The 23,595-nt window shown below is 61.8% G+C and carries 18 protein-coding genes and 2 tRNA genes; 6 read left to right on the forward strand and 14 right to left on the reverse strand.

All coding sequences use genetic code 11. From position 1 onward, the window contains the following. The first annotated feature begins 51 nt into the window (after nt 1–51). A complete protein-coding gene (locus GSQ75_RS14700; protein ID WP_174236738.1) occupies nt 52–819 on the forward strand; it encodes a phosphodiester glycosidase family protein in 768 nt (255 codons plus the stop codon). Further along, nucleotides 819–3,242 (forward strand): penicillin acylase family protein, encoded by a 2,424-nt coding sequence (locus tag GSQ75_RS14705; RefSeq protein ID WP_254058591.1) that lies wholly within the window; start codon nt 819–821, stop codon nt 3,240–3,242. The genes GSQ75_RS14700 and GSQ75_RS14705 overlap by 1 nt, the downstream gene beginning before the upstream one ends. 47 nt (nt 3,243–3,289) lie before the next feature. Here the strand turns inward: GSQ75_RS14705 and GSQ75_RS14710 are convergent, their stop codons facing one another. From GSQ75_RS14710 to dapD, 7 genes are all read right to left on the reverse strand, one after another. Continuing rightward, entirely contained in the window at nt 3,290–4,375 is a 1,086-nt protein-coding gene (locus tag GSQ75_RS14710) for a class I SAM-dependent methyltransferase (RefSeq protein ID WP_158755599.1), read from the reverse strand. A 70-nt stretch (nt 4,376–4,445) separates the two neighbouring features. Further along, complete coding sequence (gene dapE / locus GSQ75_RS14715; protein WP_158755600.1) at nt 4,446–5,594, reverse strand: succinyl-diaminopimelate desuccinylase; 1,149 nt, start codon at nt 5,592–5,594, stop codon at nt 4,446–4,448. A 74-nt stretch (nt 5,595–5,668) separates the two neighbouring features. Next, on the reverse strand, nt 5,669–6,916 hold the full coding sequence (locus GSQ75_RS14720) for a hypothetical protein (protein ID WP_158755601.1): 1,248 nt from the start codon (nt 6,914–6,916) through the stop codon (nt 5,669–5,671). A 107-nt stretch (nt 6,917–7,023) separates the two neighbouring features. Beyond that, the gene (locus GSQ75_RS14725; protein ID WP_158755602.1) at nt 7,024–8,088 is read right to left on the reverse strand and encodes a VIT1/CCC1 transporter family protein; all 1,065 of its coding nucleotides are present in this window, start codon (nt 8,086–8,088) and stop codon (nt 7,024–7,026) included. 11 nt (nt 8,089–8,099) lie between these two features. Further along, a complete protein-coding gene (locus GSQ75_RS14730) occupies nt 8,100–8,600 on the reverse strand; it encodes a DUF2165 domain-containing protein (protein ID WP_158755603.1) in 501 nt (166 codons plus the stop codon). A 1-nt stretch (nt 8,601) separates the two neighbouring features. Next, nucleotides 8,602–8,958, reverse strand: coding sequence for a Spx/MgsR family RNA polymerase-binding regulatory protein (locus GSQ75_RS14735; RefSeq protein ID WP_158755604.1), 357 nt, complete (start codon nt 8,956–8,958; stop codon nt 8,602–8,604). Beyond that, nucleotides 8,955–9,782 carry a 2,3,4,5-tetrahydropyridine-2,6-dicarboxylate N-succinyltransferase gene (gene dapD, locus GSQ75_RS14740; protein WP_158755605.1) on the reverse strand — a complete coding sequence of 276 codons (828 nt, stop codon included), beginning with the start codon at nt 9,780–9,782 and terminating at the stop codon, nt 8,955–8,957. The genes GSQ75_RS14735 and dapD overlap by 4 nt, the downstream gene beginning before the upstream one ends. A gap of 247 nt (nt 9,783–10,029) precedes the next feature. On the opposite strand from dapD, the gene GSQ75_RS14745 reads away from it, so the two are divergent. After that, nucleotides 10,030–10,584: an NAD(P)H-dependent oxidoreductase gene (locus tag GSQ75_RS14745; protein ID WP_158755606.1), complete on the forward strand. Its 555-nt coding sequence runs from the start codon at nt 10,030–10,032 to the stop codon at nt 10,582–10,584. A 119-nt stretch (nt 10,585–10,703) separates the two neighbouring features. Beyond that, a complete protein-coding gene (locus GSQ75_RS14750; protein WP_158755607.1) occupies nt 10,704–10,985 on the forward strand; it encodes a hypothetical protein in 282 nt (93 codons plus the stop codon). Between the two features lie 309 nt (nt 10,986–11,294). On the opposite strand, the gene GSQ75_RS14755 is transcribed toward GSQ75_RS14750, so the two are convergent. Continuing rightward, a tRNA-Val gene (locus GSQ75_RS14755) sits at nt 11,295–11,369 on the reverse strand. Between the two features lie 84 nt (nt 11,370–11,453). Then, nucleotides 11,454–13,472, reverse strand: coding sequence for an excinuclease ABC subunit UvrB (uvrB, locus tag GSQ75_RS14760; protein ID WP_158755608.1), 2,019 nt, complete (start codon nt 13,470–13,472; stop codon nt 11,454–11,456). Nucleotides 13,473–13,624: 152 nt separating this feature from the next. Here uvrB and GSQ75_RS14765 point away from each other — a divergent pair, with 152 nt between their 5' ends. Beyond that, entirely contained in the window at nt 13,625–14,185 is a 561-nt protein-coding gene (locus GSQ75_RS14765) for a GspH/FimT family pseudopilin (protein WP_254058592.1), read from the forward strand. A 497-nt stretch (nt 14,186–14,682) separates the two neighbouring features. Continuing rightward, a complete protein-coding gene (locus GSQ75_RS14770; RefSeq protein ID WP_158755609.1) occupies nt 14,683–15,354 on the forward strand; it encodes an SGNH/GDSL hydrolase family protein in 672 nt (223 codons plus the stop codon). Between the two features lie 71 nt (nt 15,355–15,425). Here GSQ75_RS14770 and GSQ75_RS14775 read toward each other — a convergent pair. The 5 genes from GSQ75_RS14775 to GSQ75_RS14790 form a co-directional block, all read right to left on the reverse strand. Continuing rightward, nucleotides 15,426–15,502, reverse strand: a tRNA-Asn gene (locus tag GSQ75_RS14775). 71 nt (nt 15,503–15,573) lie between these two features. Continuing rightward, nucleotides 15,574–16,974, reverse strand: coding sequence for a nucleotide 5'-monophosphate nucleosidase PpnN (ppnN, locus tag GSQ75_RS14780; RefSeq protein WP_158755610.1), 1,401 nt, complete (start codon nt 16,972–16,974; stop codon nt 15,574–15,576). A gap of 156 nt (nt 16,975–17,130) precedes the next feature. Next, nucleotides 17,131–19,431, reverse strand: a complete 2,301-nt coding sequence (locus tag GSQ75_RS14785) for a hypothetical protein (RefSeq protein ID WP_254058593.1) — start codon at nt 19,429–19,431, stop codon at nt 17,131–17,133. 63 nt (nt 19,432–19,494) lie between these two features. Next, complete coding sequence (locus GSQ75_RS19225; protein ID WP_254058594.1) at nt 19,495–20,460, reverse strand: carboxypeptidase-like regulatory domain-containing protein; 966 nt, start codon at nt 20,458–20,460, stop codon at nt 19,495–19,497. 319 nt (nt 20,461–20,779) lie between these two features. Further along, nucleotides 20,780–23,188: a TonB-dependent receptor gene (locus GSQ75_RS14790; RefSeq protein WP_254058595.1), complete on the reverse strand. Its 2,409-nt coding sequence runs from the start codon at nt 23,186–23,188 to the stop codon at nt 20,780–20,782. Nucleotides 23,189–23,595: the final 407 nt, after the last annotated feature.

The following is a 23,595-nucleotide window of genomic DNA, read 5'->3' on the forward strand; positions in this document are numbered from 1 at the left end:
ATGCCCGCTCACGCTCCTGCACCCCATCAGCTTCTCCCCGGCCACCGACTCATGCGCTGGCTGCCGGCGTTGGCATTGTTGGTCAACATCCTCGGCTGCACATCGCCGGCGCAGGCACTGGACAGCAGCGAGCTGGCGTTCGAAGGGCAGAACTACCGCGTTGTGCGCCTGGATATCAAACGTGAGCCGCTGGGCCTGCACTGGCGCGACCCGCAAAGCAGCCAGCCATTCGGCAGTATCGAGGCGTTGCGCCAATGGGGCGAAGCACGCGGTGAGCGACTGCTGTTTGCCACCAACGCGGGCATCTACGACAAGCAGTTCGCGCCGCTCGGCCTGTATGTGGAAAGTGGCAAGACCGTGGTGCCATTGAACCTGTCGCATGGCAACCCTGCTTCCGGCAATTTCTCGCTCCTGCCGAATGGAGTGTTCGCGATCTATCCGGACGGCCACGCCGCGATACATACCAGCGCCGCGTTCAAGGCCGACGGCAAATCCGTGCAATGGGCAACCCAATCGGGCCCGATGCTGCTGATCGACGGCAAGCTCAACGAACAATTCGTCGATGACTCAGCCAGCCTGAAGTGGCGCAGCGGCGTGTGCGTGAAAACCACCAGCGAAGTGATCTTTGCGGTGAGCGAGGCGCCGGTGAATTTCCATACCTTTGGGCGGCTGTTCCGCGACAAGCTGGGCTGCCGTGATGCCTTGTACCTGGATGGCAGCATCTCGCAGCTGTATGTCGATGGCGAAGGTTATTCCGGCGCACCAGCCTTCATGGTCAAGCCGTACGCCGGCATCTTCGCCGTGTTTGCCAAGCCGTGATGATGCACCCCAAGGGGTCTCGGCGCTGGCGCATCCTGTGCGCCCTTCTGTTCACCCTGCTGGTCCTGTTGCTAGCCGCCTTTTTCACCGGCTGGTACCTGCTAGCCGGCAGCCGTGCCCAACTCAACGGCGTACGCCGGATAGCGAGCCTCTCGGCACCTGTCAACATCAGCCGTGACGCGCTGGGCACAGTCACCATCGAAGGGAAAAACCGCACCGACATCAGCTACGCGCTCGGCTACGTGCATGCGCAGGAGCGCTACTTCGAGATGGATCTGATGCGCCGCATGGCCGCCGGCGAACTGTCTGCGCTGGTCGGACCCGCGGCGCTCAAGCTCGATCTCAACCATCGCCGCCATCGCCTGCGCGCGGTCGTCGAGGCCGCCTACGCGCAACTGCCAGCGGCGGAAAAACTCCAACTCGACCGCTATCGCGACGGCGTCAATGCCGGACTCGCCGACCTGCGCGTGCAACCGTGGGAATACCTGCTGCTAGGCAGCAAGCCGCAACCGTGGCGCTCGGAAGACAGCGCACTGGTAATCGCCGCGATGTATCTCGACCTCAACAGCGATGGCCGCAACGAACGCGAACTGCGCATCGCGCATATGCGCGCGGTGCTGCCCGGCCCGCTGGTGGATTTCCTGCTGGCACCGGATCCGGACTGGGAAGCACCACTGAGCGGTGAGCTGTCACATGCACCGGTAATCCCCGACGCCGACGTGTTCGACCTGCGCCATCTCGCACCGACCGGATCATCCGCCAGCGTGGCCACCATGCTGGCGCCGGCACTCGATGCGCCACGCCCAGGCAGCAACAACTTCGCCGTCGCCGGCTCGCTCACCGACAGCGGGGCGGCGATCCTCGCCAACGACATGCACCTGGGCCTGCGTGTGCCGAACATCTGGTTCCGCACCCGCCTGCGTTACCCCGATCCAGGCGCACCGAACGGCTTGCGTGACGTCAACGGCGTCAGCCTACCCGGCACGCCAGCCGTCATCGTCGGTTCCAACGGCCAGATCGCCTGGGGCTTCACCAACAGCTATGGCGACTGGCTCGACTGGGTGCGCGTGCTGCGCGATCCGGCCGACCCCAGCCGCTACAAAGTGCCGGAAGGCTGGGCCCGCCTCGAAACTCACGACGAACACATCCAGGTCAAAGGCAAGCCGGACACCTTGCTCAAGGTCGAGGACACGCGCTGGGGCCCGATCATGGGCAAGGATGTCGACGGCACGCCACTGGCGCTGGCCTGGATTGGTGCGCAGCCGCGCGGCTACAACGTCGAGCTGATGCAACTGGAGCACATGCACGACGTAGCCAGCGCATTGAGCGTGGCTCCTCGGCTCGGCATGCCACCGCAGAATCTGCTGGTGGCTGACAGTGCCGGCAAGATCGGCTGGACGATTGCCGGCAACAGCATCCCGCTGCGCGCCGGCATCGATCCGCTGTTGCCATCCGACTGGTCGAAGCCCGGTACTGGCTGGCAGGGCTGGGCCACGCCCGCGCAGTACCCACGCATCGAGAATCCGGCCGAAGGTCGCCTGTGGACCGCCAACAACCGCACCGTCGATGGCGATGCACTGGCCCTGCTTGGCGACGGTGGCCATGACCTCGGCGCGCGCGCGCAGCAAATCCGCGACGACCTGCGCGCACATGGCCGTTTCGCCCCTGCCGACCTGCTCGACATCCAGCTCGACAACCGCGCCGTACTGTTGACCCGCTGGCAGCAACTGCTGCAACAGACACTGGCCGACAGCCACGATCCGGCGCTGCGACAGCTGCGACAGCTCAGTGCAAACTGGCTGGGCCACGCCGCCATCGACAGCGTCGACTACCGGCTGGTACGCGCGTTCCGCAGCCAGGTCAGCGACGCGGCGCTGGCACCGTTCGTCGCGCAGGTGAAGCATCGCTACGGTGACTTCAGCTGGCCCAGTGAGAACAGTGCCGAAGCGGCGGTTTGGGCGCTGATCCAGGCGCAGCCGGCGCAGCTGCTCGATCCGAAATATCACGACTGGCATGCCCTGCTCGTCGACGCCGCCAAACAGGTCGCCAACGATCTTGGCCAGCAACCCGGCGGGCTCGCCGCACGCAGTTGGGGCGAACGCAACCGCAGCCAGATCAACCACCCGCTGTCCGCCGCACTGCCTCACTGGCTCGGTCGCTTGATCGACATGCCCGAACAACCATTGCCCGGCGACAACAACATGCCGCGCGTCGCCTCCCCCGATTTCGGTGCCTCCGAACGCCTCGACGTGGCACCGGGCCACGAAGCGCAAGGCATTCTCGAAATGCCTGGTGGCCAGAGCGACAACCCGTTATCGCCCTACTTCGGCGCAGGGCATGACGACTGGGTCAAGGGGCGACCCACATCTTTATTGCCGGGACCAGCACAGCACACCCTGACGCTGGAACCTGGCGCTTCGTGAGTCCTGCGGATGCTCAAAGACGCATGTCGACTCATTAAACGACCAAGTCACACGCCGCCTTTCCGCGCGAGGAACGTCAGGAATTCATCGTCCTGGACGCGGGTAACCGGCCACATCAAGCGGAACCTCAGCAGCAGCGGCAGGCGGCGCGGTTCCGATCCGTCGGGCGACTTCCCCATCTGCATCCGCAGGCTGGCCAGATACATGGATCGTCTGACGGCTGTGCGGCGTTTCGTCTCGATATTCTCGAACCCGGCAGCCTTCAAAAGCCCGACCAGGCCCGCCTGACTGAAAAGCACCAGGTGCCGCGGCGTTTCCAGACCACGCCAGTTCCTGCCCCAGCGCCGGACGCCGAGGCTTTGGATATTCGGGGTATCGACAAAGATCACGCCACTGGGTTTCAGCAGGCGATGGACGGCATGGATGAACTGCCTTGGGTCGTGCAGATGCTCCAGCACATGGCTCAAGGTGATCGCATCGAAACAGCCGGAGCCGCCTGCGAACAGGTCGATGCCGCCCGTTCTGACATCGAGGCCACGCTGTTTCGCGACAGCCACCGCCTTGGGATCGGTATCGATGCCCAGCACCTCCCAACCCGCATCACGCGCATTGGCCAGGAAGTCGCCGTTGCCACAGCCGATATCCAGCAGTCGCTGGCCCGGCCCGGGCTTCGGCAGATAACGAAATTCGGCATCACGCTTCTGTCGTCGCAGCGGCAGGAGCTTTGCCACCCAGATACCGAGCCAAGTGGCCGGTTGGCGCTGGGTTCCATAACGCGAATTCAGATAGCCGTTTGTCAGTGCCATCTTCAGGTGCCGCACGGCACCCGGCTGGCCTCGTGTGTCCCGTGGTCCGTCGACGGTATGGGTGTAGTAAACCCCGTAAGCCTTGCCAATGCTCGCCTCGCTCGGCCGCGGATCCAGATAAGCGCTGCTGCAATTCATGCAGCGGTAAAGCGTCCAGCGTCCCGGCGCAACGAAGAATGCGTTGTCCACCAGGTTTCCAAGCAGCAATTCACGCGTGCTGCCGGCACAGAGCGGGCACACGGGCACGCGTTCCAGTTCGTCCGCAGGCCACGATACGTGCCATGCCGGCTTGGATTCCGATGCCTTCTCGTCGATGCTTTCCGGCATGCCCTGATCCGCGCCTTACAGCTCAATGCAATAGAAGGAGCGGACAGTGCCATATGAATGTGGAACGTGCCTATCGCAAGTCCTCACGCTGCAGCAATCGTTCACAAACCGCCCGGTATATCGCCGGCAAACGTTCCAGCTCTTCCACCGCAACGCATTCGTCAACCTTGTGGATCGTCGCGTTGACCGGGCCGATTTCCACCACTTCGGCGCCCATTGGCGCAATGAAGCGGCCATCCGAGGTGCCGCCGCCGGTGCTTTGCTCGGGATCGAGGCCGCATAGATCGCGGCACACACCGACCACTGTCTCGCGCAGCAGGCCGCCCGGCGGCGTGAGGAACGGTTCGCCGGACAGGTTCCAGTCCAGGGCGAAGTCCAGACCGTGCCGGTGCAGGATCGCCTCGGTGCGCGCGCGCAGATCCTCGGCATGACTGGCCGTGCAGTAACGGAAATTGATCAGTGCCTTCAGCTCGCCGGGAATCACGTTGTTGGCGCCGGTGCCCGCGTTGAGGTTGGAGACCTGGAACGAGGTGGGCGGGAAATCGCTATTGCCTTCATCCCAGCGCTCGGCCGCCAGTTCGGCCAGTGCTGGTGCAAACGCGTGGATCGGGTTCAGCGCCTTCTCCGGATACGCCACATGCCCCTGCACGCCATTCACGCTGAGAGTACCCGACAGCGAGCCACGCCGGCCTACGCGGATCAGGTCACCCAGCTTTTCCTTCGCCGACGGCTCGCCGACCACGCACCAGTCGATGCGTTCGCCAACAGTGCGGAAGTGCTCGACCACCTTGCGCACGCCATCCAGATTGGTCGGCCCTTCCTCGTCGCTGGTCAACAGCAGGCCGACCCGGCCGCGATGATCGGGATGCGTCGTGACGAACTGCTCCAGCGCCACCACCATCGCTGCCACCGAACCTTTCATGTCGGCGGCACCGCGGCCGTATAGACGGTCATCACGAATCGTCGGCTCGAATGGCGGGCTCTGCCACGAGGCTTCCGGCCCGCTCGGCACCACATCGGTATGGCCAAGGAAGGCCAGCGTCGGGCTACCCATGCCATGCGTGGCCCACAGGTTGTCCACCTCGCCGTAGCACAGGTGTTCGATACGGAAGCCCGCACGCTGCAGACGCCCACCAATCAGTGACAGACAACCGGCATCTTCCGGCGTCACCGAACGACGACGGATCAGGTCACAGGTGAGATCGAGGACTTCGGACATGGACACTCGCCAGGCGCTTTGGATTGACAGCGGCCAGCATAACAAGGGCGCCCGAAAGAGGCGCCCTGCGATGATCAATGCCCCTGCTTCGCGCTGACCCCGCCCTCGACGCTCAGCCGTCCCACCACACCGAGCATTTCCAGCGGTGCAACGCCATCGCCATGCGTGGTAACGCCGCCGTCGATGTCGATCTCGCGCGCGGAACCACCGGCTTTGACGCTGAGCGCAATGGCCGAGAGCTTCAACACCACGCCCTTCACCAGCGAGTCGCCGGTGCCACCAAAGGTCTCAAGCCCACGGCGCACGCTGAGATAGCCGATCGGCTGGCTGATCTGGATGCCGACTGCTCCATCGGCATGGGTGGTGATGCGATCGAACACCGCACGATTGACGGTGCCGGCATAAACGTTGAAACCGCGCGCACCCTGCCCGAACGTCTCGATCGGTGCCTCGACCTCCAGCTCGTTGACCAGGCCGAAGTTGACGAAGCCGATGCCGCTGGGGCCGTACGAAGTGATCTTTTCCTCGGCGACCCAGTGATCCACCGAACCCCAGTTGTCGAGCACCATGTCGTTCTGCCCGTAAGTCACCACCGGGCCCAGATTGCGCACGGTATCGACGAACGCATTGAACACGGTGAATACGCCGCCGGTGATTACGTCCGGCGTGCCCGGCGCGATGCGACCATCGCTGTGGATCTCGCCGGTTTCCAGCAGCGAGACGGTGAGCCGGCCACCCTCGAAACCGGCACCACTGACGAAGATGCCGCTGCCGAGTACCGGCGCCGCCGCACGTCCGGCGGACAAGCCAACCAACCGTGCACTGATCACCACCGTGGCGTCGGCCTGCATGTTCCACAGCGTGAACGCACCCTGCAGCACATGCACGCCAAAACCTTGCGGCCGGTCGGTCTGCGCACGCGCATCGGCAGTTACGATGTCCAGGCCAGCGACCTCGACATGACCGCTGCGCACCCTGCCGCGCGCGAGGATCTGGACCTGACCGATCGTAGTCACTTCACCCAGCACCAGCCGACCGAGACTTTCCACCTGCGTATCGTTGTGGATCGCGCGCCGGTCCGGCGAGGCAACGAGGTGCAAGCCGTGGACCTCGTTGTCCGTGCTCAACTGCAGGCCATCAATGCCGGCTGCGAAGATCAGCGCCGCGTCATCGCCCTGCCCCAACAGCACCTGTCCTGGCAACAGCCGGATCGCCGGCACCTCGGCGAGCTCACCATCAACCACGATCTGCCGTATGTCGGGATCCTGAGCAGCACGAACCAGTTCAGCCACACTGCTGACGACGATCGAGGAAGCGCTCATGGGTTTCTCCTGGGCTGAGGGAATGCAAATGCTACGACATTGCTGGTTGCCTCAAGCAGCCACTTGGATGACGCCAGATTGACGACGACTTCTTGCGAAACCTCACTTCAACCCGCGATCGCCGCGCCCAGCAAGTGACCCACCGTATAGGTGATCGTCGCGGCGGCCGCAGTGATGCCGAACTGGCGCGCGATCGAGAACAACATGCTGCGCCCGGTAAACAACGAGGTGCCGATGCCGATCAGCATCAGCCCGACGGCGGTGGAGCACGCGCTGGCCAACAGCGCCAGGTGCCCGCCGAGAAAGAAGTACGGCGCCACCGGAAACAGTGCACCGCAGGCGAACAGGCAGAACGACGAAATCGCCGCGCCATACGCGGAGCCACCGAGTTCGCCCGGATCGATGCCCAGATCCTCGCGCACCAGCATGTCCAGCGCCGCCCGTGGCGTCTCGGCAATATGCTCGGCCAGGTGCTCGGCGGCGGCTGGCTCCAGCCCTTTCTCGCGATAGATGCCTGCGATGTGCTGCAGACCATCCTCCGGTGCCACTGCGAGTCGCTCGGCCCGCTCGGTGATCTGGGCTTGATAGAACTCGCGCGAGCTGTTCACCGACAACCATTCGCCCAACGCCATCGAACAGGCACCGGCCACCAAACCAGCCAGACCGGCCAGCAGCACGGCACGATCCCCCGATGCCGCGCCGGCCATGCCCATCACCAGGCTGACGTTGGAGACCAGTCCGTCGTTGGCACCGAGCACCGCCGCCCGCAACGTATTGCCGCTTTGCGTTTGATGCCGGCGACCATGCACACCGAGTTCGTGCGGTGGAATGAAATGGTCGCGATGACCGCTGCGATCCACCGGCGTGTCGGCGTGGTCGGCATGTTCCAGCCGCACCACCGTCGGCATCACGAACTCGGTACCGAAGCGCTGCGCAAACCAGCTCAACGCACGCACGCGCGTGCCGATGCGGATCGGTGGCACCGCTTCGCCCAAACCGCGCAGGCGCGTTTCCCAGAACTGCGCATTGCTCTGCTCACCCGCGGCAATGCGGCGGTAGACCTGACTCAGCCGCGGATCGGTCGCCAGTTCGGCCAGCCGCGCATACAGCGCGGCGTTGTCGCGCTCGATGCGCAGGTTGCTGCGGAACCTGCGTTCCGGGTGGTTGCCCATGTCAACGCCCGTCATTGCTGGTCGCGCTCGTCATCGTGCTGGCCGAGATAGACCAGCGCGACGAGCAACACGACGACGAAGCGGAAGGCACTTTCTAGACCGTTCCACTGGGTGGACATCCACATGCCGAACCATTCGCCACCAAGTGCCATGAAACCGCCAAGCCACAGTATCAGGCCGACAGTCAGCCCGTAGATCGCGAAGCGCTTGGCACGACGGAATGTCGATGCCGGTGCGCGACGTGCGCGCCACATGCGCCAGGCCCCGATCGAGCACAGCAGCGCGGCCACGCTTTCGGTGGCGATGATCAGCACATAGGCGACGTGTTGCAGCAGCGGCGAGTGGATCGCACGGTAATGAATGCTGGCGTCTGGGGAGATCGAATCCATCGCCAGCACGTGCTGCACGAAGACCCAGTTGCTGCCGTAGTCAGTGATGTTGCCGAACGCGACCAGCGCCAGCCACAGCGCGATCGCCGTCAGCAGCAGGACTCCGGAAAGCCGCATCGCCATCTCAGCGCCCGAACAGTTTCTTGAAGCCGTTGTCAGTGAAGCCCACGCTCACTGAGCCATCGGGCTGTACCACCACCGGGCGACGGATCAGCGCGGAATATTCCTTCAGCAGCAGCGTCCACTCCGGATCGCTGCCGGGGTTCTTGCGCTGCGGCAGCAGGTTGCGCCAGGTCGTGGACGACTTGTTGACCAGCTTCTCCCAGCCACCCAGCTTCGCCGCCCAGTCCTTTAGCGTGGCAGCCGGCACCGGGTTCACGCGGTAATCGACGAAGTCATGCGCCACCTCGAAACGGGCCAGCCAGTTGCGCGCCTTCTTGCAGGTGTCGCAGTTGGGAAGTCCATACAAGACGGGATTCATTCGCCGCTCCGCAGCAGTTCGTTGATGCTGGTCTTGCTGCGCGTCTTCGCATCGACCTGCTTGACGATGATCGCGGCGTACAGGCTGTGGCTGCCGTCCTTGGCCGGCAGGCTACCCGATACCACCACGCTGCCAGCCGGCACGCGACCGTAGCTGACTTCACCGGTAGCGCGGTTGTAGATGCGGGTGGACTGGCCGAGGAACACGCCCATGCCGATCACGCTGCCGCGCTCCACCACCACGCCCTCGACCACTTCCGAACGCGCGCCGATGAAGCAGTTGTCCTCGATGATGGTCGGGTTCGCCTGCAGTGGTTCCAGCACACCGCCGATGCCGACGCCGCCGGACAGATGCACGCCGGCACCAATCTGCGCGCACGAACCGACCGTGGCCCAGGTGTCGACCATCGTGCCGGCCCCGACGTAAGCACCGATGTTCACGTAGCTCGGCATCAGTACAGCGTCTTTTGCGATATGCGCACCACGGCGCACCAGCGCGCCTGGCACCACGCGTGCGCCGAGGTTCTGCAACTCGGCATCGTTGCCATGGGCGAAGCGCAGCGGCACCTTGTCGAACGCCTGCGCCGGGCCACCATCGACCACGCGGTTGTCGTTGATGCGGAAATACAGCAGCACCGCCTTCTTGATCCACTGATTCACCGTCCAGCCACCATGGCCGTCCGGTTCGGCGACACGACGTTCGCCGGATTCGAGCAGGTCGAGGACTTGGCCCAGCGCCGGCCGCAGATGGGTCTCGATCTCGGTCTGGGTCAGCTCGTTGCGGCGCTCGAAGGCGCCATCGATCAGGGTTTCAATGGCTTGCATGGAGTGGATTCACTGGTTGAAGGCGGACGGAAGACAGATGCCATGGGGTTGATCGCAAAGAGTACATGCTGCGGCGGCCGATGCCGCAGCACAGGCGACATCTGGCCCGGGCCCCGCGCGAAGGAGCGGCAATTTCATCCGCCTTTAACCCGGTCCGGCAGTACATTGGACGGCCAACTGCGACAAACAGCATTCAATCCCGGCAAGTCTTTCTGTTCAACCCACATCACCCCTGGGAGCATCGGAAATGAGTCAGCTGAAGATCGCCGTTTTCGTCGGTAGCCTGCGCAAGGATTCATTCAATGGCCGGCTTGCCCGTGCGGTGGAAAAGCTTGCGCCGACCGAACTCACCTTCAACCATGTCCGCATCGACGACTTGCCGCTTTATTCGCAGGATTTCGACGGTGCCTATCCGGCCGTCGCCACCCGACTGAAGAAAGAAGTCGAGTCAGCCGATGGATTGCTGTTCGTCACGCCCGAATACAACCGTTCGATACCCGGCGTGCTGAAGAACGCCATCGACATTGCATCGCGCCCCTGGGGCACCAACTCGTTTGCCGGCAAGCCCGCTGCGGTGATCGGTGCCTCGATTGGCACCGGGGGTACCGCGCTGGCACAGCAACACCTGCGCAATGTGCTGGCCTATCTCGACGTGCCCGTGCGGGGCCAGCCGGAAGTATTCATCCACTTCAAGGACGAACTGATTGCCGACGACGGCACGATCAACAATGACGGTACACGGAAATTCCTGCAGGACTTCGTCGACATCTATGTCGCGTGGATCAAGCGTTTTGCTGGTTGAAGGCTTCTGGAGGAGGTATCAGCCCGGTTTCGCGCCATGCGCGGCAGGAGCTGCATCATTTGTTTCCAGGTGAGCGCGGGACGCGATTCGTTTACAAACCGGTTACAGGTGGATCAGTCATGCACGAACAGATCGAAAAAGGATTCATGGTATTCGTCTCCGATGGCGACGAGGGAGTCGGTTCAGTCCGCGAGATTCGCCACGGCCTGCCGGAGCTGGTCATTTATATCGAGAACGCCGGCGACTTTGTGATACCACTCTCGGCCGTCAAAGCGGTTCACTCAGGCAAAGTGATCCTCGCCTGGGATCGGCTGGACCTTCGCATACGCAATGCGATCACGCACGCACGTGATTCGGAAGATCCCGACTATGTCGCACCGGACCCGGAAGAGGACGAATAACGAAGGTCTTCTGGGGGATTTACGCAGCAGCACGTCCGAAACACGGTTGCCGGCGGCCTGACGTCCAAGCACTCTCACCACTGAGAATCGGGGCAATCGGCGCCGGCCGCCGGCCATGGATACCGGTGCACCGCCGACCGCCATGCCGATCGAGGCCTCCGTTTCTCGCCATGACCTGCCGTGAAAGCGCCCCACCGCAGTCGCAGCAACAAAAAAAGCCACCCCTCTCGGGGTGGCTTTTTTTGGACTTCATGCTTACAGCCGCGTCGCAACCTGTATCGGATTGATGCCTACGCCACTGCAACAAAGTGGTGGGCGGTACAAGGATCGAACTTGTGACCCCTTCCATGTCAAGGAAGTGCTCTACCGCTGAGCTAACTGCCCATTTCGCATCGGCTTGCCGAGCGAGCCACGGATTATACGGGAGTAGCCGACGCTCGACAATATCCCACCCAAGTGGCCACCAGCTTAGCGCAGCGCCTGTTCACGCAGCTGGTGGATCTGGTCGCGCAACCGGGCGGCATCCTCGAATTCCAGGTTCTGCGCGTGCTTGTACATCTGCGCTTCCAGCTTCTTGATCGCGCCGGCGGCCTGCTGCGGGTTGAGCCCGGCGTAATCGGCCGCTTGTTCAGCCACGGCGCGGCTGCGCGAGGATTTGCTGCCACGGCGATTGCCCGCCTCGCTGCGCGCGCCTTCCATGATGTCGGCGATACGTCGCACGATGGTGGTCGGCACGATACCCTGCTGCTCGTTCCAGGCCAGCTGCTTCTCGCGCCGGCGCGCGGTCTCGTCCATCGCCGCCTGCATCGAGCGGGTGATCTGGTCGCCGTACAGGATCGCCTTGCCGCGCACGTTGCGGGCGGCGCGGCCGATGGTCTGGATCAGCGAACCGGTGGAACGCAGGAAACCTTCCTTGTCGGCGTCCAGGATCGCCACCAGCGACACCTCGGGCATGTCCAGCCCCTCGCGCAGCAGGTTGATCCCCACCAGCACGTCGAACTCGCCCAGGCGCAGGTCACGGATGATCTCGCTGCGCTCGACCGTCTCGATGTCCGAGTGCAGGTAGCGCACCTTCACGTCGTGCTCGGCCAGGTACTCGGTGAGGTTCTCCGCCATGCGCTTGGTCAGCGTAGTGACCAGTACGCGATCGCCGATCGCCACGCGCTTGTGCACTTCGCTGAGCAGGTCATCGACCTGGGTACGCACCGGGCGCACCTCCACTTCCGGATCGACCAGGCCGGTCGGGCGCACAAGCAGCTCGACCACAGCCTCACCGGACTTGTCCAGCTCATAGGCGCGCGGGGTTGCCGAGATGAAGATCGAGCGCGGCACGCGTTGTTCCCACTCCTCGAAGCGAAGCGGCCGGTTGTCCATCGCCGACGGCAGCCGGAAGCCGAATTCCACCAAGGTTTCCTTGCGCGAGCGGTCGCCCTTGTACATCGCACCCAGCTGCGGCACGGTGACGTGGGACTCGTCCACCACCAGCAGGCCGTCGGACGGCAGGTAGTCGAACAGGGTCGGCGGCGGCTCGCCGGGCTCGCGCCGGGTCAGGTGGCGCGAGTAATTTTCGATGCCCTGGCAGTAGCCGACCTCGGCCATCATCTCGATGTCGAAGCGCGTGCGCTGGTCCAGCCGCTGCGCCTCGACCAGCTTGTTGTCCTTGTACAGCTGCTCCAGCCGCTGCTTCAGCTCGACCTTGACTGTCTCGATCGCGTTCAGCACGCTTTCGCGCGTGCTGGCGTAATGCGTACGCGGGTAGACGGTGTAGCGCTGCACCTTGCGGATCGTCTCGCCGGTGAGCGGATCGAACAGCGACAGGTTCTCCACCTCGCCATCGAACAGCTCGATGCGCAGTGCCTCGATCTCCGATTCGGCCGGGAACACGTCGATGATCTCGCCGCGCACGCGGTACATGCCGCGGCGCAGCTCCATCTCGTTGCGGGTGTACTGCAGCTCGGTCAGTTGATGGATCAGCTTGCGCTGGTCGATGCGCTCGCCCTTGGCCAGGATCAGCCGCAGCGACAGGTAGTCCTCCGGATTGCCAAGGCCGTAGATCGCCGACACGGTGGCCACAATGATTGAATCGCGCCGGGACAGTAGGGCCTTGGTCGCCGACAGCCGCATCTGCTCGATGTGCTCATTGATCGAGGCGTCCTTCTCGATGAAGGTATCCGACGCCACCACATAGGCTTCCGGCTGGTAGTAGTCGTAGTAACTGACGAAGTACTCCACCGCGTTGTGCGGGAAGAACTCCTTGAACTCGCCGTACAGCTGCGCCGCCAGCGTCTTGTTCGGCGCCATCACGATGGTCGGTCGCTGCACCTGCTCGATCACGTTGGCGATCGTGTAGGTCTTGCCCGAGCCGGTGACGCCAAGCAGGGTCTGCGCGGCCAGCCCGGCCTCGAAACCTTCGGAAAGCCGCTGGATCGCCTGCGGCTGATCGCCAGCAGGCTGGTAGGGGGCAACAAGCTGGAAGCGGTCAGTCATTGGCTACAAGTGTGGGCGCGGCAGCGCATTTTAAATCGGGCCTGCTGACAGCAGGCGTCAGCAGAGCCCGACATCCGCACGACTGCCAGGCTGCTGGCCGCGCCACAGCACCGCCCTAGCATGGAACTCCCGGGCAGCGCAGGGATGACGCCATGAGGATTCGCAGGAATTCCGGACTGCAGCACAAACAGCGCGGCGTGACCCTGATCGAGCAGATCATGGTGCTCGTCATCGTGACGGCCCTGACCTGTGTGGCCGTTCCACCCCTGCGGCAGCTATTGGGCCGAAACCAGCTGCAGGTCGCCCAAACGGATTTCATCTCGGCATTGCAGCACGCACGCGAAGCCGCGATCACCACCGGGAAAAGCACCGTGTTCTGCCCGACCCGCGACGGCACCAGTTGCATCGACGCCGCGCGCTGGGACAGCGGCTGGCTGCTTGGCCACGACGCCGATCACAACAATCAGCCCGACCACGGGCCGCTGTACAGCGGAAGCGGTTACGCCGGCAAACTGATCATCCAGAGCAGCAGTGGACGGCACTACGTGCGCTTTCGCCCCGATGGCAGTGCAAGCGGCAGCAACATCACCCTGGTGTTCTGCCAGCGCTCCAGCGCACAGCAGGCGCTCAGCGTGGTGGTCTCCAACTCCGGCCGCGTCCGCGGCGCTCCGGCCAGTGCCAGCCAGGCTGCTGACTGTGCGCAAATGAATTGACCGGGATTCCTCACCGCAGAAAAGCAAAAAGCCGGCAATCTGCCGGCTTTTGCCAATCTGGCGCCCGAAGCTGGACTCGAGCCAGCGCCCCCCGAGTAGAGATTTCAACGTATTGCGACAGTTCGATTTACACAAAAACGCCTGGATCTGCACGCGATTATCAAGGACTTGGCGAGTTGATTTATACGGAATGGGGGTGCGCAGATACAGCTAAGAACCAAGATGTACACGAGGCCGGATGGAAGCATCGCAGCCGATTCGCCGCGATACGATCTGACGGACTTTGACCATAACGCAGCGCATGCGTGCACCCTAATGATTCCGCTGGATCGCTGCGAATCGCCAGTGCATGCAGCTCACCCCGAAACTGTCTTGGCGCTGGCCGCAGGACAGATGGTGTAATAGGGATATGCTGGCACTCACTCCGCAGGCGTAGCCGGCGCCTCGTCAACCTGAAAGGTGACTAAGATGGCATGCCCGCTTGCCCGCGAATTAGCATGAGAATTCCACATCGGCAAGCACACGTTCTGCTCGCCGCGCTATTGTTCAGTGCAAACGCTGGCGCCGAAACGCCCGTCACAATTGTCATGTACGGCGACTCAACAACTTGGGGCAAGACGCTCCTGCATGGTGCGTATTCGCAGTCGCCGACGAATGAGCCGGGCGAGCTTCAACGCATGTTCGATGAAGCGGGGGAGCATGTCGTTGTCAAGAATCGAGGGGTCAGCGGACTGAGCTGCCTAGATTTTTTGCAAGGCAGGCCATTCCACGGCCTGGACGCTTGGGATGTCGAAATGAAGCGCTCAAACGCTGACATCGTTGTGATGAATGTGGGGATCAATGATGTATTGCTTCGTCCTGGCGCAGGCATTTCAGACTGCTACGCAAGGCTTTCGGCAATCGCCAAGGCAAACGGCAAAATCTTCGTGATCGAGACACCGAACCCCGTTGCCTATTTCTGGAATGCCCGCGTCGGTCGAGTTGCGGCGCAAGGGCGAGATGCCGGCCTGGTCGTAATTGACCAATGGACGGCCATTCAGAAGATACCCAATTGGCGCTCCATGCTTTCAGACGGCGTACACCCCGACGCAGCCCTGTATCAGCGAAAGGCTGCGATTTCGTTCCCGACACTGGACGGCATCGTTAAAAGCGTCACCAAGACCCGGTAACCCCTGCTGGTGATTGATTTATACAGCGGCCAAAAATAAGGCCCTGCATCGCTGCAAGGCCTTGGTATAACTGGCGCCCGAAGCTGGACTCGAACCAGCGACCCCCTGATTAACAGTCAAGTGCTCTAACCAGCTGAGCTATTCGGGCGTGAGCTGCGTAGTTTGTCGGGGCTGCGACCAGCTGTCAAGCCATTGCGGGCGAATCAGCGGGCTGAATTATCAGCTCGTGATGACCCGATAGCACGGCACGTACATCGCGCCGCCGGGTAGCTTCATGCGGTGCTGTTCGACGAACGCCTGCAGCAGTTTGTCGAGCGCACGCATGATGTCTGCATCGCCGTCGATCTCGAACGGGCCGGACTGCTCGATCGCCTGCACGCCCTCTTCCTTTACGTTGCCCGCGACGATGCCGGAGAAGGCGCGACGCAGATCCGCCGCCAGTTCATGCCGCGGACGATCGCGATGGATCTGCAATGCACGCATGGCCTCGTGGGTGGGACGGAACGGCGTCTGGAATACCAACGGGATCTGCAATGCCCAGTTGAAGAAGAACGCATCCTTGGTGTCCAGCCGATTGTGGCGCACCTTGTCGATGCCTTTCACCATCGCCCGCGCCACCGAAGCCGGATCATCCACAATGATCTGGTAGTGCTGCGCCGCTTCGTCGCCGAGAGCCAGCCGCAAGAAACGGTCGATCTGCTCGAAATATGCAGCCGATTGCCGCGGGCCAGTGAAGATCAATGGGAACGGCGTACCAGCGTTGTCCGGATGCAACAGGATACCCAGCAGGTACAGGATTTCCTCGGCCGTGCCGACGCCACCAGGGAACACGATGATGCCGTGGCCCATGCGCACGAACGCCTCGAGCCGCTTCTCGATATCCGGCATGATCACCAGGTGGTTGACGATCGGATTCGGCGATTCTGCGGCGATGATGCCCGGCTCGGTGATCCCGATATAACGGTTGTTGCGTCGGCGTTGCTTGGCGTGTGCGATGGTTGCGCCCTTCATGGGGCCCTTCATCGCGCCCGGACCGCAACCGGTGCAGATATCCATTCCTCGCAGACCAAGCTGGTAACCGACCAGCTTGGTGTACTCGTATTCCTCACGCGAGATCGAATGGCCGCCCCAGCACACCACCAGGTTGGGGTCGATGTTCGGCTTCAGGATACGCGCATTGCGCAGGATCTCGAACACGCCTTGGGTCAGCCCGGCCGAGCCTCCCAGGTCGATGCCGATCTGTTCCAGCTGGGTCGAGACGTAAACGATGTCGCGTACCACCGCCACCAGCAACTCGTTGATACCGCGGATGATCTGGCCATCCACAAACGCCTGCGCCGGCGCATGGCTGAGTTCGATCTTGATGCCGCGATCCTGCTGCAGCACCTGGATATCGAAATCCGGGTACTGCTCGAGGATCGCCCGTGGATCGTCACTGACGCTACCCGAGGTCAACACCGCCAGCGCGCAGCGGCGCAGCAGCGCATGCAGGCCCGAATCACTCGCACCGCGCAGGCGCACCACTTCGTTGCGGGAAAGGATATCGAGCCCGCCGACCGGCGAGATGCGCGCGCTGACGGTGGCTGACTTGTCGCGCGTGGCGGTGTTTGTATCGTTCATCCGAATCATTCTCCTGACCGCGTGGTTCGCGGCATATATTCCGTCATCAATCGTGTGCCGACCGGATAGCTTCACGCGCCGCTCCAGCACCGTCAAGCGCGCACAAAAAGCCGGCGCCCACAAGGGCGCCGGCAGCTGTATCTAACTTCCGATGAATCAGAAGGTGTACTTCACCGTCAACTGCACGGACCAGCGCTGGGCCAGATCGTCACCGTTGTTGATATAGGTGGGCACAGCCAACGGGCTGTAGTGACCGTTCTGGCTGTAGTTGGTGCAGGTGGCCGCACCGCCGCAATCGATGTTGTAGATGTACTTGCCGGTCGTCGGATCGACTCCGTAGAAATCGGCCAGTGCGCGGCCACCCGGGAACGCCACACGCTTCTCGATGCCCCAGTTCTTGTTGAGCAGGTTGGTGAAATTGTAGACATCCAGCTTGATCAGGCCCTTGTTGCCCTTGAAGAGACCCGGGATTTCCTGACTGAAGCTCAGGTCGAGCTGGTTGATCCAGCCCGCGCGATCGCCATTGCGCTTGGCAATCTGGCCCTGATGATCCTTCAAGTAGTCGTTGTGCTGGATGTAGTCGTAGAACTCCTGGATCAACGCCGGATTGGTGCCTGGGCGGAACTCCACCTGACCCGGCTTCGGAATGAAGGCCAGATCGTTGGTGAAGGTGTCACCGTTGGCATCATTGCCGAACGACCAGCTATACGGATATGCGGAGTGGCCATCGAAGAACGCGCTGGCGCTGGTCACATAATCGCCGAAGAAGTGATGCTGCCAGTTCAGTGCAGCGATCACCCGCTTGGGCACGGAGTAATTCGACACACTGGCCACGTTCTCGTTCGAGTTGGCGACGTAGTTGTACTTGTAGTTCGACGACGCCACGCTCGACGTGCCCGGATTCACTTCGGTCGCGCGACTCAGCGTGAAACCGACCATTCCGGACCACTCGTTGCTGAACGACTTCTTCAACTGCAGGGTCAGGCTGTCGGCCTTGCCGCGGTTGCTGTCCGCCAAATTGATCGTATTTGCGCTGAAGGCCGCATTGGAGTTGTAGACCGACTGCTGGCCGGTGGCCTTGGGGTCGCCATTGACCAGCTTGTAGTAGGTGTTGCGGCCATCCGGCAACTGCCCGGTGGGTGCGCCCAGGTTGATCGCCTGATACCAGATCGCATCGCGTTGAATGATGTGCTCGTAGTCGGCGGTAGCCACCAGACCCCACCACGGCAGTTCCTTGTCGAAGCCCAGGCTGAGCTTCCATGCACTGGGAATCAGGAACCCGGGCGAGATCGTGTTGACTGTCATCGCGCCGGAGCCCGTGGGTCCGTTGTTCTGCGCGTACGGGTTCGGACTGAACGGCGGCAGGTTGGCGTTGCACGGCGCCTTCTGCGTCGGGCCGCAGTTGTACTGCGTCTGGGTGATGCCCGAGTTGGAGAAGATGTTGCCGATCCACACGCCCGGCGGGTTCGATACGAACAGGCCGGCGCCGCCACGCAACTGCATCATGCGCTCGGTGTCGAAAGCGTAGTTGAACGACATGCGCGGCTGCACCACGCGGTTGCCGTTGATCGTGGTCTGGTTGGTGCGGCCAAAACCGCCCGTGGCCTGGTTCGGATTGTTGCCCATGCCAGGGACGCCCGGCGCTGCGGCAAACGCAGCGTTGTACAGCGGCCGGTCGCTCATTAGCGGAATGTCCACACGCACACCGTACTGCAGCGACAAGTTATGGTTGACCTGCCAGGTGTCCTGCAGGAACACACCGTACTGGGTCAGGTCATAGGCGGCCGCGGTTTGTGCCAGATCCAGCCCATTGGCCGGACGGTTGTAGTAATACTGGTAGTAGTTGCCAGCAAGGAAATTCTGCAGGCCGGTATTCTTGCTGCCCTTCAGATCTTCGAAGGTGTAGCTGCCGAACAGGTTCTGCACGAACAGGTTGTAGTACTTGTCCTTCTCGAAATCGACACCGCCCTTCACCGTGTGATCGCCGAGGAACAGCGTACCGGCCCACGCCGCATTCAGGGTATTCACCTTGAGCACGTTGGCCTGGCTGGAGTACTCGGTACCGAATTCCACCGATGGGCCGCCGTACGCCACCGGATAAACCTTGATATCGGGCATCGGGGTGCCGGTGTAGGGGCCTCGATTCTGCACGAAGTCGGAATACGACACCGTGGTGTCGCTGGAGAACATGTCCGACCAGTCATCGTAGAAATGCAGTGCATAGTTCTTGTTGTCGACGGCGGTCTTGTACCAGCCACTGGAGAGCACCAGGTTGGTCGTGCTGCCGGTGATGATCGGCTTGGTCTCCTTGGTCTCGGTATAGGTGAAGCTGGCGCGGTGGTCGTTGCTGATGTTCCAGTCGATCTTGGCCAGGTAACGTTTGTCGAGCAGGTTCGAGTTGCCGCCGCCGACCGAGCCGATATCCGTCAAGCCATACGTCGCCGCCGCGTCACGCACCTGCTGCACCTGCGCAGAAGTCAGGCCAGCGATCGGTGAGGTCGCGCCGGAGTCGGCCGGCCCTTATGGACTGCCAGGACCAATCTGGGTGCTCTTTTCGTACGAGGCGAAGAAGAACAGCTTGTCCTTGATGATCGGACCACCAACGGTGGCGCCACCTGTCCACTGACGCGCGAATCCGGCGTACGGCGCGCCAGTCTGGTTGTCGCCGATCATCTTGTCGTTCTGGTACACGTAATACACGGAACCGTGGAAATCGTTGGTGCCGCTCTTGGTCACCGCATTCACCGTGGCACCCAGGCCGCGGCGGTTGGCCACGTCGTAGTTCGCGGTGGAGATGTTGTATTCCTGGATCGTGTCCTGCGAGATCGGCGTGCCCAGCGTCGGCAGGCCGTTCGCATTCAGGCCGAACGGATCGTTGGCACTGATCGAGTCGACGGTAATGTTGTTGTAGCGGCTGTTCTGGCCGTTGGCGGAAATTTCGCCACGGGCGCGGTCAGTGATGACTACACGCGGATCCATGCGCACGATGTTCTGGATCGAACGACCCGGTGTCGGCTGGGCGTTCAGTTCAGCGAGCGAGACATTGGTGCTGATGCCCTTGTTGTCCGACGAGAACGTCTGCGCCAGTGCATTGGCCGACACCGACACGCCAGTCAGATCTTTCGCATCCTTCGCCTGAGTGCCGCCACTCACGGTCAGATTGACCGGAGTTTCCTGGGCCAGTTGCAGGTAGACATTGCTCTGCTCGACCTTGGTCACGCCGTCCTTGGAGACGGTCACGTCGAACGGGCCACCCACGCGCAGGCCCTGTGCCGCATAGCGGCCATCGGCGTCGGTCGTGGTGACCTTGGTGGTGCCTGACGGCTCGTGCACGATCTGCACGGTGGCACCGGCAACCGGCTGTCCGTTGGCGTCCAGCACACGACCGGAGATCGCGGAGGAGGTGTCTTGTGCAAGGACCGGTGAAGAGGCGAGCAGCCCAGCGATGGCCAGCGGCAGAAGCTTTGTGCGAATAGTACTTTTCATCGAACATCGACCCTATGGTGGTTCGCAAGAAATAACGAATCAAGGCGACAAAGAAACCACTCGCCCGTCAGATTTCTCTGCAAGACGATGATTTTTGTTTTGTTTCCCTGAAAGAAGCTGGCTAAGGCCTGGCTACCTTGGCTTCGCCAGATCGGCCTAAAGTTACGCGCAGAATATTACAAATTCGTAAGTATTTGCCATACTCGTAATTTTTTGCAGTTCTGTCAAAGGGTTGCAGCACCCGCAAAAAAGCCGGCGCCCGAAGGCGCCGGCCTGATGAGCCACGCAGTGCCTGCCGTGGGTATGAGCTTTTTGTTTCTTAGAAGAACGAGGCGCCGAAAGTCACCATGACCGTACGGCCCTCCAGCAGCGAGTAGTAGGGTTCCGCCGCATACAGGGTCGTGCCGTTCTGGTCCTTGATGTTGGTCGGATTGGCCGCGAGGAACGCCGTGATGTTGTTCGCGTTGGTGAGCGCCTGGCGATCGGCAAGGTTGAACATGTTGAGCTTGATATACGGCTTGGTGAACCATGACGAGAAGTCCTGGAACTTCCAGCCAGCACTCAGGTTGAGCGTGGCGTAGCCGCCCACCTGCTGCGTATTGGACCAGTCACCCCAGATCGGACCACGATACTTCTCGTCCAGGCTGGCCCAGAACGGCCCCTGGTCGTAGCTCACCCGCACGAAGCCCATGTTCTTCGGCGTATTCAGCAGGGTCTTGCCCTGGGTATCGTAGATGCCGTCACCTTCCGAATTGAGGTTATCTTCCAGGGTCGCCTTGGTGTACGCGTAGGAGCCATACACGGTCCAGCTCGGCGTGATCTTGTAGCTGGCTTCGGTATTCAGGCCGCGCATATGCACTTCGGGCAAGGCCAGGTAAACCGTCGCGAAGCTCACTTCATCGAAGCCGGATATCTGCTTGTTGGTGAGATTGGACGCGTAGGCGTCGACGCTGGCCGAGAACGTGTCGTTGTAGAAGCGCCAGCCCAGATCCGCCGTGCTCGCCGTCTCCGGCTTGTTGAGGAAGTTGGCCGCCGGCGCCGTCTGGCCCGGATAACTTGCCGAGGCGTCATTTTGCAGGGTGGCGCCATTGATCGGTGCGCGGAATGTCTTGCCCCAGCCGAAGTAGAACTGGTTCTGTTCGTTCAGCTGATATTTGACACCGGCGGTCGGGCTCACCTTGTGGAAAGTCGCGCTGACGCCGGCAATGCCGTATTCCGTGTCGTAGCCCTTTACCGAACCCGGGTACTCATAGTCGAAGCCAGTGCGGTTCACCCAGAGGTAGGAGGCACCCGCCGTGATGGTCCACTGGTCATTCGGCGTCCAGGTGTCCGTGGCGAACACCTTGCGCGTTTCAGTGGTGGTGTACTCGTCGTAGGCCCGCTGTATCACGCCGCTCGGATAGCGGATCAGGTCCGTCTGGGCCCAGTTGTCGGAGGGAACACCCGTGAGCGGATCAGTCGGCGTGAACACCTCACTTTGTTCCTGACGCGGACGCTCCCACCACACGCCATATTCGAGACTGTTGTTCTCACCGAAATCCTGATTCAACTTGGCGATCACACCAGGGCGCATCGTGTAGGAGGTATTCAGCGAATACGCCAGAGCCTTGTTGTTCTTGCCACCGATGATCCCGTCGCCGTTGAGATCCTGGTTGGCGTATTGATACTCGTTGACCGTCGACGTCGATTCAGTGAATACAGCGCCACCGCCACCGCCGCCGAAGCCGTACTGGAAGTAAGGCACCACCGAGAGACGCAGGTTGTCGCTCAGCTTGAACTCGCCATCCATGCTGACCAGCCAGCTGCGGAACGGATTGGTGTGCAGCAGGTAGAAATTCTTGTCGGTGGTCGTGTTACCCGTCAGTGTCGGGTTGTAGCTCTGGTTGTAATCCTGCTGAGCCTGCGCCTTGGTCAGACTCTGGTATTCGTCGGTGAACTCGCGGTTGTACTGGAATGATGCCGAGATCGAGTTATTGTCGTCGATGGTCCACAGCGACTTGCCGTCCACCTTGGTCACGTTCTGGTCGCCGGGACCACGCCACAGGTCGGCACTGTTGTTGGAATAGGACAACCACGAACGCACCGGACCGGTATCGCCGGTATTCAGACGGAAGAAGGTGCGGCTGTAATCATTGCTGCCAAACGTCTGGCTGAAGTCCACGCCGGCCGTATGCGAGGGGTCGAGGGTGACCCAGGCGATCGAACCGCCGGCCGCGCCGCCGATCGGAGTATCCACGTCCGGATAGCCCTGCAACACGGTGATGTCGCCATAGTTCTCTGCGTCGCCGTACTCGGTCGAATAGACCTTGTAGTTGCCGCTGTCGTTGATCGGTGCGCCATTGACGGTGGTACCGATCTCGTCGCTGGTGAAGCCGCGGATGCTGTAGTTGCCGTTGGCGAGGCCGGTGTAGTCGTCAGTGGAAGCATCGACGCCCGGAATGCTGTCGATCATCTGCACGAACGTGCCGCCCGGTGCAGCCTTTTCGATCGCATCACGGGTGATCGTGGAAACTGCCTTGGGCGCGGTCTGCACCGACATCAAGCCTCCACCCAGCGACAACGACTGGGCCTGCACCTGCACGGCCGTCAGCTGCTGTACGCGCTTGGTGTCGTTCGAGGTAGTTGTGTTGGAGGTGCTCGATGCGCTGGCACGCTGTACGGACGTCTGGGGGGCAGCCGCGGGTGCCTGATCCGGCGCGCTCTGCGCCGTGGCTGCACCGATGCTCATGCAGCAAGCAAGCGCAATTGATGCCGATAGATAGGTTCGTTTCATTATGGATTCCATCTCGCAAGTTCAAACAAATGAATGACCGGTTCAACGGCCGATCGCATAGCAGCCTTCTTCGTGGTCTTCCGAATCACTGGACATCCCTATTCGCTTATTCACGTCCAGCAACCATACGCAGGGGGAACTTTGGTAATTCGGAGCGTTCCAAGTGCCACTGTTAACTGGGTTAGAGCAATCTGATCAGTGCCGAAATCGTAAATTCGTGCGTACGTCTTTCATAAAAAGCGAAAGAAAAAACGCAAATTGCGGGCACAAAAAAACCCAACACGGCAGTCGGGCAAAAGTGTCAATTTTTCGAAATTACTTGTGATTATTCCGTGCCAATCACGCACGAATGGCATATAGCT

This window comes from Dyella sp. S184, assembly GCF_009766065.1.
Taxonomy (GTDB): Bacteria; Pseudomonadota; Gammaproteobacteria; order Xanthomonadales; family Rhodanobacteraceae; genus Rhodanobacter.

Coding starts and splice junctions, on each gene's coding strand:
- GSQ75_RS14700 (WP_174236738.1), top strand. CDS start 52: ATGCGCTGGCTGCCGGCGTTGGCATTGTTGGTCAACATCCTCGGCTGC.
- GSQ75_RS14720 (WP_158755601.1), bottom strand. CDS start 6,916: ATGAGCGCTTCCTCGATCGTCGTCAGCAGTGTGGCTGAACTGGTTCGT.
- GSQ75_RS14790 (WP_254058595.1), bottom strand. CDS start 23,188: ATGAGCATCGGTGCAGCCACGGCGCAGAGCGCGCCGGATCAGGCACCC.
- GSQ75_RS19225 (WP_254058594.1), bottom strand. CDS start 20,460: ATGAAAAGTACTATTCGCACAAAGCTTCTGCCGCTGGCCATCGCTGGG.
- uvrB (WP_158755608.1), bottom strand. CDS start 13,472: ATGACTGACCGCTTCCAGCTTGTTGCCCCCTACCAGCCTGCTGGCGAT.
- GSQ75_RS14735 (WP_158755604.1), bottom strand. CDS start 8,958: ATGAATCCCGTCTTGTATGGACTTCCCAACTGCGACACCTGCAAGAAG.
- GSQ75_RS14750 (WP_158755607.1), top strand. CDS start 10,704: ATGCACGAACAGATCGAAAAAGGATTCATGGTATTCGTCTCCGATGGC.
- dapE (WP_158755600.1), bottom strand. CDS start 5,594: ATGTCCGAAGTCCTCGATCTCACCTGTGACCTGATCCGTCGTCGTTCG.
- dapD (WP_158755605.1), bottom strand. CDS start 9,782: ATGCAAGCCATTGAAACCCTGATCGATGGCGCCTTCGAGCGCCGCAAC.
- GSQ75_RS14745 (WP_158755606.1), top strand. CDS start 10,030: ATGAGTCAGCTGAAGATCGCCGTTTTCGTCGGTAGCCTGCGCAAGGAT.
- GSQ75_RS14705 (WP_254058591.1), top strand. CDS start 819: ATGATGCACCCCAAGGGGTCTCGGCGCTGGCGCATCCTGTGCGCCCTT.
- GSQ75_RS14765 (WP_254058592.1), top strand. CDS start 13,625: ATGAGGATTCGCAGGAATTCCGGACTGCAGCACAAACAGCGCGGCGTG.
- GSQ75_RS14725 (WP_158755602.1), bottom strand. CDS start 8,088: ATGGGCAACCACCCGGAACGCAGGTTCCGCAGCAACCTGCGCATCGAG.
- GSQ75_RS14730 (WP_158755603.1), bottom strand. CDS start 8,600: ATGGCGATGCGGCTTTCCGGAGTCCTGCTGCTGACGGCGATCGCGCTG.
- GSQ75_RS14710 (WP_158755599.1), bottom strand. CDS start 4,375: ATGCCGGAAAGCATCGACGAGAAGGCATCGGAATCCAAGCCGGCATGG.
- GSQ75_RS14770 (WP_158755609.1), top strand. CDS start 14,683: ATGAGAATTCCACATCGGCAAGCACACGTTCTGCTCGCCGCGCTATTG.
- ppnN (WP_158755610.1), bottom strand. CDS start 16,974: ATGAACGATACAAACACCGCCACGCGCGACAAGTCAGCCACCGTCAGC.